This is a genomic window from Roseovarius sp., from assembly GCF_018066915.1.
Classification (GTDB): Bacteria; Pseudomonadota; Alphaproteobacteria; order Rhodobacterales; family Rhodobacteraceae; genus Roseovarius.
This window is the reverse complement of sequence record NZ_JAGPVV010000356.1, coordinates 20921-35450: the sequence shown is the minus strand read 5'-3', so window position 1 is coordinate 35450 and position 14530 is coordinate 20921. Positions and strand designations below refer to the sequence as shown.

Below are 14530 nucleotides of genomic sequence, written 5' to 3'. Positions count from 1 at the left end.
GCCTCATGAATTTTCGCAACCGCGTCGGCGCATTTCTTGATACATCTTTGTTTCAGAACGCCATTCTGGGCGTGATCCTGTTCAATGCCGTGATCCTCGGCATGGAAACCTCTGACACGATCATGGCGCAGGCGGGGGATCTGATCCTTTTGCTCGACAAGCTCTGTCTTGCGGTCTTCGTGGTCGAGATTGCGGCCAAGCTCTTTGCGCGCGGGATCGGGGGATTTTTCCGAAATGGCTGGAATATCTTTGATTTCGTGATCGTGGGCATCTCTCTCATTCCGGCCACGCAGGGCCTGTCGGTTCTGCGGGCGTTGCGGATCTTGCGGCTTTTGCGCGTGGTCTCGGTCGCGCCGTCGCTGCGCCGCGTGGTCGAGGGGCTGGTGACGGCTCTGCCCGGCATGGGATCGGTATTCCTGCTGATGGGGATGCTGTTTTATATCGGGTCGGTGATGGCGACCAAGCTCTTTGGCGCAGCCTATCCGGAATGGTTTGGCGATCTTGGGCGCTCGGCCTATTCGCTCTTTCAGATCATGACGCTGGAATCATGGTCGATGGGCATCGTGCGCCCGGTGATGGAGCAGTTTCCTTATGCTTGGGCCTTCTTTGTGCCCTTCATCATGGTGACGACATTTGCGGTGGTGAACTTGCTGGTTGGTCTGATCGTGAACTCCATGCAGGATGCGCATCACGCCGAAGATGTAGAAAAGACCGATAATTACCGTGACGAGGTGTTGGCGCGTCTCACACAGCTTGAGGTGCTGTTGCGGGATGTGCAGGACAAGAAACCGAAGGGTTGAGCGCCGATTGCGCAAGAAGCGGGTCGTATGATGACACGGCCTTGGGGCAGATTTGGGGAAACCCAGACTGGAGGCCCAAAAATGATCGCCATCACCGCCTTGCCCACAGAGACTGTCCGCGCCTTGCAAGCAGGCGCGCCCGATGCCTATGGAACCCCGCCCGAACACCATGTTGCGCAAGGGTCTGGCAATCCGTGCCGCCACTGTCTGCGCCTCATACCCGAGGGGGCGGGGATGCTGATCCTCGCCTATCGCCCCTTTGCAGGGCTACATCCCTATGCGGAAACCGGGCCGATTTTCCTCTGTGCTGATACCTGCGCGCGGCATGAGGGCAAAGAGATGCCCGAAGTCTTGCGCGACAGCCCCGACTATCTGCTCAAGGGCTATAATAGCCGGGACCGCATCGTTTACGGCACCGGTCGCGTTGTGGCGGCGGCCGAGATCACGGCCTATGCTGAACAGGTTTTCGAGCAGAAAGATGTGGCCTATATCCATGTTCGCTCCGCCCGCAACAATTGCTATCAGGCGCGGATCGACCGGGCCTGACCGGTGCAATCGCTTGCACGCCGCGCCGATGCGCGGTAACTCGCCGGAGAGACCAGCGGGATGGAAGCAATGAGTGATCTGCGGGAAAAATATCTGACGGCGATTGCCCATGCGGGCGACGAGGCCACGCTTGAGGATCTGCGCGTGCAGGCCGTGGGCAAGAAGGGCGAGATCAGCCTTGCGATGCGCGAACTGGGCCGGATGAGCCCGGAAGAGCGGCAAGAGGCCGGGCCGCGTCTGAATGCGCTCAAGGACGAGATCACCAGCGCGCTTGCCGCCAAGAAACAGGCGCTTGGCGATGCCGCCTTGGACGAGCGGCTGCGCGGCGAGTGGCTGGATGTGACGCTGCCTGCACGGGGGCGGCGGATGGGCACGATCCACCCGGTCAGCCAAGTCACCGAGGAAGTGACCGCGATCTTTGCCGACATGGGTTTTGCCGTGGCCGAGGGGCCGCAGATCGAATCAGATTGGTTCAATTTCGACGCGCTGAACATTCCCGGCCACCATCCGGCACGCGCCGAGATGGACACGTTCTATACGCATCGGGCGGAGGGGGACGAGCGCCCGCCGCATGTCCTGCGCACCCATACCAGTCCGGTGCAGATCCGTAGCATGCAGGCCAATGGCGCGCCCATTCGGATCATCGCGCCGGGCCGCGTGTATCGCGCGGATTACGATCAGACCCACACGCCGATGTTTCATCAGGTCGAGGGGCTTGCGATTGACCGTGCCATTTCCATGGCCAACCTCAAATGGGTGCTGGAAGAATTCGTCAAGGCGTTCTTTGAGGTGGATGATGTCGAACTGCGCTTTCGCGCGTCGCATTTCCCGTTCACCGAGCCATCGGCCGAGGTGGATATCCGCTGTTCCTGGGAAGGCGGCACACTCAAGGTGGGCGAGGGCAATGATTGGCTTGAAATTCTCGGGTCCGGCATGGTTCACCCCAAGGTTTTGCAGGCGGGCAATATTGACCCCAATGAATGGCAGGGCTTTGCCTTTGGCATGGGGATCGACCGGATCGCGATGCTGAAATATGGCATCCCCGATTTGCGGGCGTTCTTTGATTCAGACCTGCGTTGGCTGCGGCATTACGGGTTTGCCAGCCTCGATCAACCGACGCTGCATGGTGGGTTGAGCAGGTGAGCTTATTGAAAGCAATACTAATCGGATTGTTGGCTAGATCGGCAGGTTACTTGCCTGATGTCATTAAGGATCGGTGGCTCGCAGGAGCAGCGACCGGGGTTGGAGTGGCCGGCTTAGGGGCAAATGTCTTACTCTCGGCTCTTGGATTTAGCGCTGTGGCTCACAGTTCTGGTGTGGCCATCTTGACCGGAACTGGAGGATACATTGCCGGAACATATGGAATAGCCTCAATCTTCGTGATCATAACGTCTTGGTTTTTCTTAGCTTTTATATTTCCGATCTGCATTATCATTGGAGCAATGGTTTGGCTCAGGAAACGAAGCGATCAGGAGTAGCGTTTGATTAATATATACCGTGCGGAAATGCGAGAGCATGGCACCCGCAAACGAATGATGGACTTCAATCACCCTACATTTGACGTCTTTCGCGCGGAACAAGGCGCGTAGCGCCGCCGCGCGATCGCTGGGCCGTGCCGCGGCCTAGCGATTTTGAGAGGGAGCGCCTCACTGAGAGGTCACGCGGACTTTGCTGGGATAAAGTGGCAGTCACATCTGTTGCATCGCTAGTCCCCGGCCCAGCGATCGCGCGGCTCATCGTCTCTCAGCAGACGATTCTCTCCTGTCAATAGCGCCGTTTAACGCTATTCTAACGTATCGCGTATACCTGTGGGTGGGTTGATCGGAGGCGGGGGGAAACGTATCTGGGTGGCACGCGTGGTGCTGCTGTTGATCAATGGTTGTGCGCCGGTCCTGGCTCTTTGGCAAGGATTGGGGCGCCTAGACCGAGATATCCACCCCGTCGACGGCGCCTCCCGCGTCGCCCAGAGATTCGGCTTGAGGAGCCTTGCCATGCCGCTGACACAGTTGATCTATGCCTCTCAGCCCTTTGGCTTTGACGATGCAATGCTGGCGGGCATCCTGATGGACGCACGGCGCTACAACGCCCGCGACGACGTCACCGGCGCGCTGATCGTGCGCGGGGATATGTATCTTCAATTGCTGGAAGGCCCAAAACCCAAGGTCGAGGCCACCTATGACCGGATTCTTCAGGACGACCGCCATGTCAATCCGGTGCGCCTGATGCACCGCGAAGTGGACGAGCGGATGTTCCCCGAGTGGTCGATGCTCGACGATCCGGCGCAAAGCTGGGTCTGGAGCATCGCCGAGGTGCGCGGCGGCGCGTTGGAGCGGTTCTCTGCCGGGCAAGAGGCGTTGAGGTTCTTTCAGCGTCTGGCTGCAACGCGCTGTGATACGGCGGGGTAAACCCCGCCGCATCGGTTTCGATTAGCCAACCACGTTGAACGCGGGCCCATAGGGGTAGCCCGTGATATTCTCGTTGCCATCTTCGGTGATCACGAGAATGTCATGCTCGCGGTAGCCGCCCGCGCCGGGTTTATCAGCCGCCAGCGTCAGCATCGGCTCCATCGAGATGACCATGCCCGGTTCCAGCACCGTGTCGATATCCTCGCGCAGTTCCAGACCTGCTTCGCGGCCATAATAATGGCTGAGAATGCCAAAGCTGTGACCATAGCCAAAGGTGCGGTATTGCAGCAATTGGCGCTCTTCGAAAAAGGTGTTGATCTTGTGCGTGACCTCGGCACAGCTCACGCCGGGTTTCAGCAGCGACATGCCATATTCATGCGCGGCGACGTTGGCCTCCCAGATTTTGAGGCTGGCATCGTCCACCTCGCCTGCGAACATCGTGCGCTCCAGCGCCACGTAATAGCCTGAGACCATCGGAAAGGTGTTAAGTGACAGGATATCGCCGCGTTCAATCGCGCGGGCGGTCACGGGATTATGCGCGCCGTCGGTGTTGATACCAGACTGGAACCAGACCCAGCTATCGCGATATTCTGCGTCGGGGAAGCGCTTGGCAATCTCGGCCTCCATCGCGTCACGGCCCGCCATGGCCACGTCAATCTCGCGCGTGCCGACCTTGACCGCATCGCGGATGGCGTAGCCGCCCACGTCCGCCACCTGCGCACAGGACCGGATGAGCATGATTTCCGCCGCCGATTTCTTCATGCGCTGACGCATCGTGGCAGGGGCAATGTCGACCATTGCAGCGGGCTTGAGGAAATTCTCCAGCTTGTCGCGGTTTTGCAGGGTGAGGTGATCGCCCTCGTAGCCCACCACACGCCCCTCACCCGTGACCGACAGGATCGCGCGCCAGAAATTGTCGCGCTGCCAGTCGGTATAGGTGATGTTGTCGCAAAACGAGCGGCGCCAGGGTTGACCGGCGTCGATGCCCGCCGAAATCGTCACGCAGGCACTGTCGGTGACGACAAGGCCGTAAGGGCGGCCAAAGGAGCAGTAGAGGAAGCCCGAGTAATAGGCGATGTTGTGCATCGAGGTCAGAACCACGGCGGTGGTGCCATTCTCGGCCATGATGGCGCGCAGACCGGCAAGCCGGGCCTCATATTCGGACACGGCAAAGGGCAGCGGGGCCTTTTCACCATTGTGGAAACGATAGAATTCAGGACGTGCAGTCATAGTGACCCTCCTTGCAAAAGAAGGTCCCGGCGTTCAGGACTGTGGGGAAAGGCCGTTATGGGGCGACGCCATCGCCCGAGCCTGAGGCGTTTTTGCCGATTGGGGCAAGTCTCGCAAGCGGGTTTGCGACAAGGATAGAGGGATTGCGGCATGGGGACGAAATTCACCGCACGAAATCTGATCACCGATGTGGCGGGGCTACGCGTGGGCCATGCACAGGACCCGCGCCTGCGCTCGGGCGTGACGGTGCTGGTGGGCGATCTGCCCTTCACCGCAGGTGTGCATGTGATGGGCGGCGCACCCGGCACGCGCGAGACGGATTTGCTCAGCCCTGACCGCGTGGTCGAACAGGTCGATGCGCTTGTTCTGTCGGGTGGCTCGGCCTTTGGCCTTGATGCCGCGTCGGGGGTGGCGGATGGGCTGCGCGACATGGGGCGCGGTTTTGTCGTAGGCGATGTGCGGGTGCCGATTGTGCCGGGGGCGATTCTCTTTGATCTCTTGAATGGCGGCGACAAGGCGTGGCGCGAGAACCCATACAAGGCGCTTGGCCTTGCGGCGCTGAACGCAGCATCAGAGGATTTCGAGATTGGCAGCGTCGGGGCCGGGACGGGCGCGACCACGGCCAATCTGCGCGGCGGCATCGGGTCGGCCTCGGCCCTCTTGCCGGGGGGCTTGACGGTGGGGGCGTTGGTGGCGGTCAATGCGCTTGGCTCGGCCACGGTGGGCGAGGGGCCAGAGTTCTGGGCCGCCCCGTTCGAGCGGAACGCCGAATTTGGCGGGCGCTGTGTAGCACGGTCCTATCCCGATCCGCTCTTGGCCCCGACCAAGCTGGCGCAGCATGGCAATACCACGATTGGCATTGTCGCCACCGATGCGGCGCTCACGCAGGCGCAATGCACGCGGCTGGCCACGGCAGCGCAGGACGGGTTTGCCCGTGCCCTCGTGCCCTCGCATACCCTGATGGATGGGGATCTGATCTTTGCCGCCTCCACCGCTGCGCGCGCCGCGCCCGATCTGGCCGCACAGGTGATGCTGGGCCATGCGGCGGCCTGCGTCATGGCGCGCGCAGTTGCGCGGGCGGTTTACGCGGCACGGTCAGTCGCGGGTGATACCTTGCCCGCTTGGCAGGACAGATTCGGCTGACGTGGAATCCCCTTGCAGACTCAGGGAGAGGGGCGTATATGCCCCTCAACAGCGGCGCTTTCGGGTCCACTCGAATGCACCACCGGAGAGTGTAACGGGCCGCGCGCCCGTTTTTTTGTGCTTGGGAACCATGACGAACGACTTGATTGCAAAGGCAGCGATTGATCGCAGACTGGCCGAGATCATTACCCCCGTGATCGAGGATCTGGGCTATGAACTGGTGCGCGTCCGGCTCATGGGCGGACAGTATCACACCCTCCAGATCATGGCGGACAAGCCCGAAGGCGGGATCGAGGTGGATGATTGCGCCGCGATCAGCACGGCGGTCAGCGCGGTTCTGGATGTCGAGGACCCTCTGACCGAAGCCTACACGCTCGAAGTGTCGAGCCCCGGTATTGACCGGCCCCTGACACGGCTCAAGGACTTTGAGATGTTCGAGGGGTACGAGGCCAAGATCGAGACGAGCGAGTTGATCGATGGACGCCGCCGCTTCAAGGGCGTGCTGGCGGGCGTCGAGGGCACCGAGGTGCTGATCAATGTCGAGGAAGGCACGATCGGACTGGAATTCGACTGGCTGTCCGATGCCAAGCTGGTTCTGACGGATGAGTTGATCAAGGAAATGCTGCGCCAGCGCAAGGCGGCGGGCGTGATCAACGAAGAGCAATTTGACGAGATCGAAACCGAGAACGGTTCTGAGGAGGACTGACACCATGGCAATCACATCCGCCAACCAGCTGGAGCTGTTGCAGACCGCAGAAGCGGTCGCGCGCGAAAAGATGATCGACCCGGCACTGGTGGTCGAAGCGATGGAAGAAAGCCTCGCCCGCGCCGCCAAGAGCCGCTACGGCAGCGAGATGGATATTCGCGTGAATATCGACCGCAAGACGGGCCGTGCCAAGTTTACCCGCGTGCGCACTGTGGTCGAGGATGACGCGGTGGAAAACTATCAGGCCGAAATGACGGTCGCGCAGGCCAAGCAATATCTGGACGACCCCAAGGTCGGCGACACCTATGTCGAAGAAGTGCCGCCTGTTGAGATGGGCCGCATCGCCGCGCAGAGCGCCAAACAGGTCATCCTGCAAAAGGTGCGCGAAGCCGAGCGTGATCGCCAATACGAAGAATTCAAGGACCGCGTGGGCACGATCATCAACGGTGTGGTCAAGCGCGAGGAATATGGCAACGTCATCGTCGATGTGGGCCGGGGCGAAGCGATCCTGCGCCGGAATGAAAAGATCGGGCGCGAGGCCTATCGGCCCAACGACCGCGTGCGCTGCTATATCAAGGACGTGCGCCGCGAACAGCGCGGACCGCAGATCTTCCTCAGCCGCACCGATCCGCAGTTCATGGCGGAACTCTTCAAGATGGAAGTGCCCGAGATTTACGACGGCATCATCGAGATCAAGGCCGTGGCGCGTGATCCCGGCAGCCGGGCCAAGATTGCCGTGATCAGCTATGACAATTCGATCGATCCCGTCGGCGCCTGCGTCGGTATGCGCGGCAGCCGGGTTCAGGCGGTTGTGAACGAGCTTCAGGGCGAAAAGATCGACATCATCCCGTGGAACGAGGATCAGGCAACCTTCCTCGTCAACGCGCTCCAGCCTGCCGAGGTCAGCAAGGTGGTGATCGACGAGGATGCACAGCGCATCGAGGTTGTGGTGCCGGAAGAGCAGCTGAGCCTTGCCATCGGTCGTCGTGGCCAGAACGTGCGTCTGGCCAGCCAGTTGACCGGGCTTGATATCGACATAATGACCGAAGCCGAGGATAGCGAACGCCGCCAGAAGGAATTCGAAGAGCGCACCAAGCTCTTTGTCGATGCGCTTGATCTCGATGAATTCTTTGCGCAACTGCTGGTCTCGGAGGGGTTCACCAACCTTGAAGAGGTGGCCTATGTCGATCTTGACGAACTGCTCGTGATCGACGGTGTCGATGAGGATACCGCCGCAGAACTTCAGGCGCGCGCCCGTGACGTGATCGAGGCGCAGGCCAAGGCGGCTCTGGACAAGGCCCGCGAATTGGGGGTCGAGGACAGTCTGATCGCCTTTGAAGGTCTGACACCGCAGATGGTGTTGGCTCTGGCCGAGGACGATGTGAAATCGCTCGAGGATTTCGCGACCTGCGCCGATTGGGAACTGGCCGGTGGCTGGACCACGGTCAAGGGCGAGCGCGTCAAGGACGAGGGTATTCTGGAGAAATTTGACGTCTCGCTGGAAGAGGCGCAGAATATGGTGATGACCGCCCGCGTGATGCTGGGCTGGGTCGATCCGACCGAACTCGAAGGCGATGCCGACGAAGCCGATCTCGACGGCGATGACGAGGAGGCCGAGGCCTGATCGCTCAGGCCTTGGAGAACATCATGGGGCGCGGTGGTGAACCCAAAGACCGGAGCGACGGTCCGGAGCGTAAATGCATCGCCACGGGTGAGGTGCAGCCCAAGCATGGGCTGATCCGCTTTGTGATCGGTCCCGAAGGGCAGATTGCCCCGGACCTCGCGGAAAAGCTGCCGGGGCGTGGTATCTGGGTCGCGGCGGATCGTGCCGCCCTCGAAAAGGCCGCGACCAAGGGCCTCTTTGCCCGCGCGGCCAAGCAACCTGTTCAGGTGCCCGAGGGTCTGGTCGATCAGGTCGAGGCCCTCTTGGCGCGGCGGGTGATCGACCTTATCAGCCTCGCCCGCAAGGGGGGGCGTGCCGTGTCGGGATATGAAAAGGTCAAGGACATGCTCATGCGCGAAGATGCGCGTGTCCTCATTCAGGCCAGCGATGGCTCTGAGCGCGGAAAATCCAAGCTGAGCACGCCTCATGGCGGCTCTTTCATTGGCTGGCTTACGGCAGACGAGTTGGGCCAGGCCTTTGGCCGACAAACCACAATCCACGCGGCACTGGGTGCTGGAGGTTTGTTGCAACGTGTTGTAGAGGAGGCGGCAAGACTGAAAGGTCTGCGCGTCTCGGACGGCGAGACAGCGCGCCGGAAAGGAAAGTAGAAGACTATGAGCGACAACGACGGAAAGAAACCTTTGGGGGTGCGTGGCGCAGGTTCCCGGCCGGGGAACGTGAAGCAGAGCTTTAGCCATGGCCGAACCAAGAACGTCGTGGTGGAAACCAAGCGCAAGCGCGTCGTCGTGCCCAAGCCTGCGGCGGCTGCGACCGGCGCTGCGGGGTCCGCAACGTCTTCGGGTATTACCAGCGCGTCCAAGCGTCCGGCAGGGATCTCTGATGCAGAGCTGGAGCGCCGGATGAAGGCGCTCGCCGCAGCCAGAGCGCGCGAAGCCGATGACGCCGCCCAACGCGAGGCGGATGAAAAGGCACGCGAAGAAGAGCGCAACCGCCGCCGCGAAGAAGCCGAGGCCAAGGAACGCGAACAGCGCGAAGCCGAGGAAAAGGCCCGCGCCAAGGTGGAAGAAGAAGAGCGCCAGAAGCGCGCCACCGAACAGGCCGCGCTCAAGGCGGCGGCATCTGCGGCAGAGCCGGACGCAGCCCCTGTGGCGGCTCCGTCGCGGGCACCCGCCTCCAAGGTTGCTCCTGTCGCGCGCAAGCGCGAAGAAGACGATCAGCAAACCCGCCGGGGCAAGGCGCGTGGCACGGATGATGCCCGCCGCTCGGGTAAACTTACGCTCAACCAGGCGCTTGCCGGGGGCGAGGGCGGTCGCCCGAAATCCATGGCCGCGATGAAGCGCAAGCAGGAACGCGCCCGTCAAAAGGCGATGGGTGGCCTGCAGGAACGCGAAAAGATCGTGCGTGATGTGCAATTGCCAGAGACCATCGTCGTCTCCGAGCTTGCCAACCGGATGGCCGAGCGCGTCGGTGACGTGGTCAAGGCGCTGATGCAAAGCGGCATGATGGTCACGCAGAACCAGTCGATTGATGCCGACACCGCCGAACTCATCATCGAGGAATTCGGACACCGTGTGGTGCGCGTCAGCGACTCGGACGTCGAGGATGTGATTGATACCATTCAGGACAAGCCCGAAGACCTCACACCGCGTCCACCCGTGATCACGATCATGGGCCATGTCGACCACGGCAAGACTTCGCTTCTGGATGCGATCCGCGACGCCAAGGTTGTCGCCGGCGAGGCCGGGGGCATCACGCAGCATATCGGTGCCTATCAGGTCAAGACCGACAGTGGCGCGATGCTGACCTTCCTCGACACACCCGGCCACGCGGCCTTTACCAGCATGCGAGCCCGTGGCGCGCAGGTGACGGATATCGTGGTTCTGGTCGTCGCTGCCGATGACGCGGTCATGCCGCAAACCATCGAGGCCATCAATCACGCCAAGGCGGCCAAGGTCCCGATGATCGTGGCGATCAACAAGATCGACAAATACGAGGCCAATCCGCAGAAGGTGCGCACCGATCTCTTGCAACACGAAGTGATCGTCGAGCAGATGTCGGGCGACGTGCAGGATGTCGAAGTGTCGGCCGTCACCGGGCAGGGTCTGGACGAATTGCTCGAGGCCATCGCGCTTCAGGCTGAGATTCTCGAACTCAAGGCCAATCCGAACCGTGCCGCCGAAGGTGCCGTGATCGAAGCACAACTTGACGTGGGCCGCGGTCCGGTCGCGACCGTGCTGGTCAAGAAGGGCACACTGCGTCAGGGCGACGTCTTTGTCGTGGGCGAGCAATATGGTCGCGTGCGCGCGTTGATCAATGATCGCGGCGAGCGCATCAAAGAAGCTGGCCCCTCTGTGCCGGTCGAGGTCCTAGGCCTCAACGGCACCCCCGAGGCGGGCGATGTGCTGAACGTCGTCGAGACCGAAGCGCAAGCGCGCGAGATTGCCGAATACCGCGCCAATGCCTCCAAGGAAAAGCGCGCGGCCGTCGGTGCCGGCACCACGCTCGAACAGCTTTTGGCCAAGGCCAAGGAAGACGAGAACGTCAAGGAACTGCCAATCGTCGTCAAGGCGGATGTGCAGGGTTCGGCCGAGGCCATCGTTCAGGCGATGGAAAAGATCGGCAACTCCGAGGTGCGCGTGCGCGTGCTCCATTCCGGTGTGGGTGCGATCACCGAATCCGACATCGGCTTGGCCGAAGCGTCCGGTGCGCCGGTGTTCGGGTTTAACGTCCGCGCCAATGCGCCCGCACGCAACACCGCCAACCAGAAAGGTGTGGAGATCCGGTATTATTCGGTGATCTACGATCTGGTCGACGATGTGAAGGCGGCGGCGAGCGGTCTCTTGGGCAATGAAATCCGTGAAAAGTTCATCGGTTATGCCAAGATCAAGGAAGTGTTCAAGGTTACGGGCATTGGTCGTGTGGCGGGCTGTCTGGTGACAGAGGGCGTAGCACGGAGATCTTCCGGTGTGCGTCTCTTGCGCGATGATGTGGTGGTCCATGAGGGCACACTCAAGACGCTCAAGCGGTTCAAGGATGATGTCAACGAGGTCCAGTCCGGGCAGGAATGCGGTATGGCCTTCGAGAATTACGATGACATCCGCCCCGATGATGTGATCGAGATTTTCGAGCGCGAAGAAGTGGTGCGCACACTGGCCTGATCCATAAGGCGTGGAAAAACAAAGGGGCTGCCCCAGAGGGCGGCCCCTTTTGCTTTTGATACCTTTGAAAACTGCGAAAGACCTATCGAATCTCGATCAGGCGGTGCGCGTTTCGACTGGGCGACCCGAGTAGAGGCGATTTCCGACCCGGACCTGCATCAAGCCATTGCTGAGAAGCCGAACGAAGATTCCCTGAATTGAAACACAAGACCCCAATTGAACGGTGCGCAGCATGTCATTCCCCCCGAATGTGACAAAACCGTGAAAGTTGATTCAGTATTTCCGAAACTGGTTAAAAAGAAACTAACATTTTCACGATCGGTGCATTTTATTTCGAAAGACCGATTTTCTAAGTCGCCATCATCGAAAAAGCTTGACGCAGCAATTTCTGCATCACGCAATTTCGATGCGAATCGGTATCAGAGCCAGTCGCGCAGAATGGGAATCAAGGGAATATCAGCAGGCGGCATGGGGTAGGACCGTAAGTCTGCGGCGCGCACCCATTTGAGCGCTTGCCCCTCGCGTCCTTGCACGATCCCTTCCCATTTGCGACAGGCAAAGAGAGGCATGAGCAGGTGAAATTCAGGGTAGGAATGGCTGGCAAAGGTCAGGGGGGCCAGACAACTGGCCCAGGTGTTGATGCCCAACTCCTCTTGAAGTTCGCGGATCAACGCCACTTCGGGGGTCTCGCCCGACTCGACCTTGCCGCCGGGAAATTCCCAGAGACCGGCCATGGATTTACCCTCCGGCCTCTGGGTCAATAGAATACGGCCGTCCACGTCAATGAGGGCGACCGCCGAAACCAGAACGGTTTTCACGAGCGGTAATCCGCGTTGATGTCGATATAACCGTGGGTCAGATCGCAGGTCCAGACGCGGGCCGTGCCCCCCCCAAGACCGAGATCGACATGAATGACAATCTCTTGGCGCTTCATATAGGCGGCGGCAGTGGCCTCGTCATAGCTCGGGCTGACAAAGCCGTCCTTGGCCACCTGCATATCGCCAAACCAGATCGCGAGCAGATCGCGGTCCGCCCGCGCTCCGGATTTGCCGATCGCCATGACAACACGCCCCCAATTGGGGTCTTCACCCGCGATGGCGGTCTTGATCAGTGGCGAATTGGCGATGGCCTTGGCATGGATATGTGCCTCGGCATCCGAGGCGGCACCGGTGACGGAGATTTCAACAAACTTCGTCGCCCCTTCGCCATCGCGCACCACCTGATGCGCCAGATCGAGCATGACGCGGCGCAGCGCCTCCATAAAGCCCATGTTGTTCTCGGTCACGCGAATGCCAGAGGCGCCGGTGGCGGCGACCAGAAGCGTGTCAGAGGTAGAGGTGTCACTATCCACGGTGATGCAATTGAAGGTCTTGCGGTTCAGTGCACTGACCATGTCCTGGAGGATCTCTTGATCCATCGCAGCATCGGTAAAGATATAGACCAGCATCGTCGCCATATCGGGCGCGATCATGCCAGAGCCTTTGGCGATGCCTGCGATATGCACGGCCTGCCCGTCGATCATCACCACCTCAGAGGCGCCTTTTGGAAAGGTGTCTGTGGTCATGATGGCGCGGGCGGCAGTCTCTATCGCGTGGGGGGAGAGGGCCGATGCCAGTTCCCCCAGTTTGTCGATGATCCGCTCATGCGGCAAGGGCTCGCCGATCACGCCGGTCGAAGAGGAAAACACGCGGCTTGCCGGAATATCCAGAGTCTTGGCCGCGGCCTCGGTGACGGCCTGCACAGAATCGGCCCCGCGTCGCCCTGTAAAGGCATTGGCATTGCCCGAGTTGACCACGATAGCTGCGCCGTGTGCCGGATCGCCGCCGATCTTGTCCTGACAATCCAGCACCGCCGCGGAACGCGTGGCAGATCGGGTAAAGGCCCCGGCGATCGCAGTACCGGGTGCAAGGCTGACCAAGAGCACATCGGTGCGGTTCTTGTACCGAACGCCTGCCTCTGTCGTGGCAAAGCTCACGCCACCGATCACGGGCAACTTGGGAAAGCCCGCCGGGGCAAGCGGGGAAAGCGGCGGTTTGGCACCCATGGCTCAGTTCTCCAGCAGGTCGGTTTGGTTGATGACAGCAGGGTCCATCGCAGTCGTATCGGTGCGGGTCACGTCGGTTGCGGCCTCGCGCGCTGCGATATAGGCGTCAAAGGCCTCTTGGCGCAGGGTGTTGGTCAAGTCTTCGCGCACGGCGTCCAGCGTCGGGCGCTCCTTGACGCGTGTTTCCTCGAGCTTGATCACATGCCAGCCGAACTGCGTCTGCACCGGTGCTGAAACGGTCCCGACCTCTAGCGCTGACACCGCTGCAAAGAATTCAGGCACCATCACGCCATCGCCGAACCAACCCAGATCACCACCTGACGGGCCAGAGGGACCGATGGAATGTTCCTGCGCAAGCGCTGCGAAATTCGCCCCGCCTTCCAACTCGGAAACCAGCTTTTGCGCCGCTTCCTCTGTCTCGACCAGAATATGTGCGGCCTTGTACTCGGTCTCTTCCTCGGCCCCAGCATATTGCGCCTCATAGGCGGCTTGTAGCCGCTCTTCGGTCAGGTCGGCGTTGACCACGCCCTCAGCCACATCGGCGGCCAGAACGGCACGGCGCTCATTCTCGAGTTGCAGCGCTGCGGCACGCGACATCTCGCCCTCATGCGCCTGGCTCAGCAATTCCTGCTGGATGAGTTGATCGAGTACGCCTTTGAAGAGCACCTCGGGGGGCACCTGATCATATTGCGCGGGCAAGGCCGCGCGCACCGCCAACATATGCCCAAGAGTGATGTCGGTGCCGCCCACGGTGGCCATCACCGTTTCGGCACTCGGGGTGTCCTGTGCGAGGGCCTGCGCGCCAAGGGCAAGCCCGGTCACAAGGGCTGCGGTCGAAAGCAGGGGGCGAAACATGAAATCATCCTTTGGTGGG

The 14530-nt window shown here is 60.9% G+C and carries 13 protein-coding genes; 9 read left to right on the top strand and 4 right to left on the bottom strand.

Annotated elements, in window-relative coordinates; translation table 11 throughout:
* Positions 1-5 precede the first annotated feature (5 nt).
* The 4 genes from KBT70_RS20160 to KBT70_RS20145 all read left to right on the top strand — a co-directional run bounded on the left by KBT70_RS20160 (position 6) and on the right by KBT70_RS20145 (position 3751).
* Positions 6-800, top strand: a complete 795-nt coding sequence (locus tag KBT70_RS20160; protein ID WP_296638377.1) for an ion transporter — start codon at positions 6-8, stop codon at positions 798-800.
* An 81-nt stretch (positions 801-881) separates the two neighbouring features.
* The gene (locus KBT70_RS20155; RefSeq protein WP_296638374.1) at positions 882-1346 is read left to right on the top strand and encodes a DUF1203 domain-containing protein; all 465 of its coding nucleotides are present in this window, start codon (positions 882-884) and stop codon (positions 1344-1346) included.
* A 69-nt stretch (positions 1347-1415) separates the two neighbouring features.
* On the top strand, positions 1416-2489 hold the full coding sequence (gene pheS / locus KBT70_RS20150; RefSeq protein WP_296638373.1) for a phenylalanine--tRNA ligase subunit alpha: 1074 nt from the start codon (positions 1416-1418) through the stop codon (positions 2487-2489).
* A gap of 848 nt (positions 2490-3337) precedes the next feature.
* A complete protein-coding gene (locus KBT70_RS20145) occupies positions 3338-3751 on the top strand; it encodes a BLUF domain-containing protein (protein ID WP_296638370.1) in 414 nt (137 codons plus the stop codon).
* Positions 3752-3772: 21 nt separating this feature from the next.
* Here the strand turns inward: KBT70_RS20145 and KBT70_RS20140 are convergent, their stop codons facing one another.
* The gene (locus tag KBT70_RS20140) at positions 3773-4981 is read right to left on the bottom strand and encodes an aminopeptidase P family protein (RefSeq protein ID WP_296638368.1); all 1209 of its coding nucleotides are present in this window, start codon (positions 4979-4981) and stop codon (positions 3773-3775) included.
* A gap of 150 nt (positions 4982-5131) precedes the next feature.
* On the opposite strand from KBT70_RS20140, the gene KBT70_RS20135 reads away from it, so the two are divergent.
* The 5 genes from KBT70_RS20135 to infB all read left to right on the top strand — a co-directional run bounded on the left by KBT70_RS20135 (position 5132) and on the right by infB (position 11612).
* Positions 5132-6124: a P1 family peptidase gene (locus tag KBT70_RS20135; protein ID WP_296638366.1), complete on the top strand. Its 993-nt coding sequence runs from the start codon at positions 5132-5134 to the stop codon at positions 6122-6124.
* Positions 6125-6254: 130 nt separating this feature from the next.
* Entirely contained in the window at positions 6255-6830 is a 576-nt protein-coding gene (rimP, locus tag KBT70_RS20130) for a ribosome maturation factor RimP (protein ID WP_296638362.1), read from the top strand.
* A 4-nt stretch (positions 6831-6834) separates the two neighbouring features.
* Complete coding sequence (nusA, locus tag KBT70_RS20125) at positions 6835-8454, top strand: transcription termination factor NusA (RefSeq protein WP_296638359.1); 1620 nt, start codon at positions 6835-6837, stop codon at positions 8452-8454.
* 23 nt (positions 8455-8477) lie between these two features.
* Positions 8478-9101 carry an RNA-binding protein gene (locus tag KBT70_RS20120; RefSeq protein WP_296638357.1) on the top strand — a complete coding sequence of 208 codons (624 nt, stop codon included), beginning with the start codon at positions 8478-8480 and terminating at the stop codon, positions 9099-9101.
* Between the two features lie 6 nt (positions 9102-9107).
* Entirely contained in the window at positions 9108-11612 is a 2505-nt protein-coding gene (infB, locus tag KBT70_RS20115; protein ID WP_296638353.1) for a translation initiation factor IF-2, read from the top strand.
* Between the two features lie 419 nt (positions 11613-12031).
* On the opposite strand, the gene mutT is transcribed toward infB, so the two are convergent.
* The 3 genes from mutT to KBT70_RS20100 are packed head-to-tail and all read right to left on the bottom strand — an operon-like array spanning position 12032 to position 14511.
* Positions 12032-12430, bottom strand: a complete 399-nt coding sequence (gene mutT, locus KBT70_RS20110) for an 8-oxo-dGTP diphosphatase MutT (RefSeq protein ID WP_296638350.1) — start codon at positions 12428-12430, stop codon at positions 12032-12034.
* Complete coding sequence (gene argJ, locus KBT70_RS20105; protein ID WP_296638345.1) at positions 12427-13656, bottom strand: bifunctional glutamate N-acetyltransferase/amino-acid acetyltransferase ArgJ; 1230 nt, start codon at positions 13654-13656, stop codon at positions 12427-12429. The genes mutT and argJ overlap by 4 nt, the downstream gene beginning before the upstream one ends.
* A gap of 3 nt (positions 13657-13659) precedes the next feature.
* The gene (locus tag KBT70_RS20100) at positions 13660-14511 is read right to left on the bottom strand and encodes a peptidylprolyl isomerase (RefSeq protein ID WP_296638343.1); all 852 of its coding nucleotides are present in this window, start codon (positions 14509-14511) and stop codon (positions 13660-13662) included.
* Between the last annotated feature and the right edge of the window lie 19 nt (positions 14512-14530).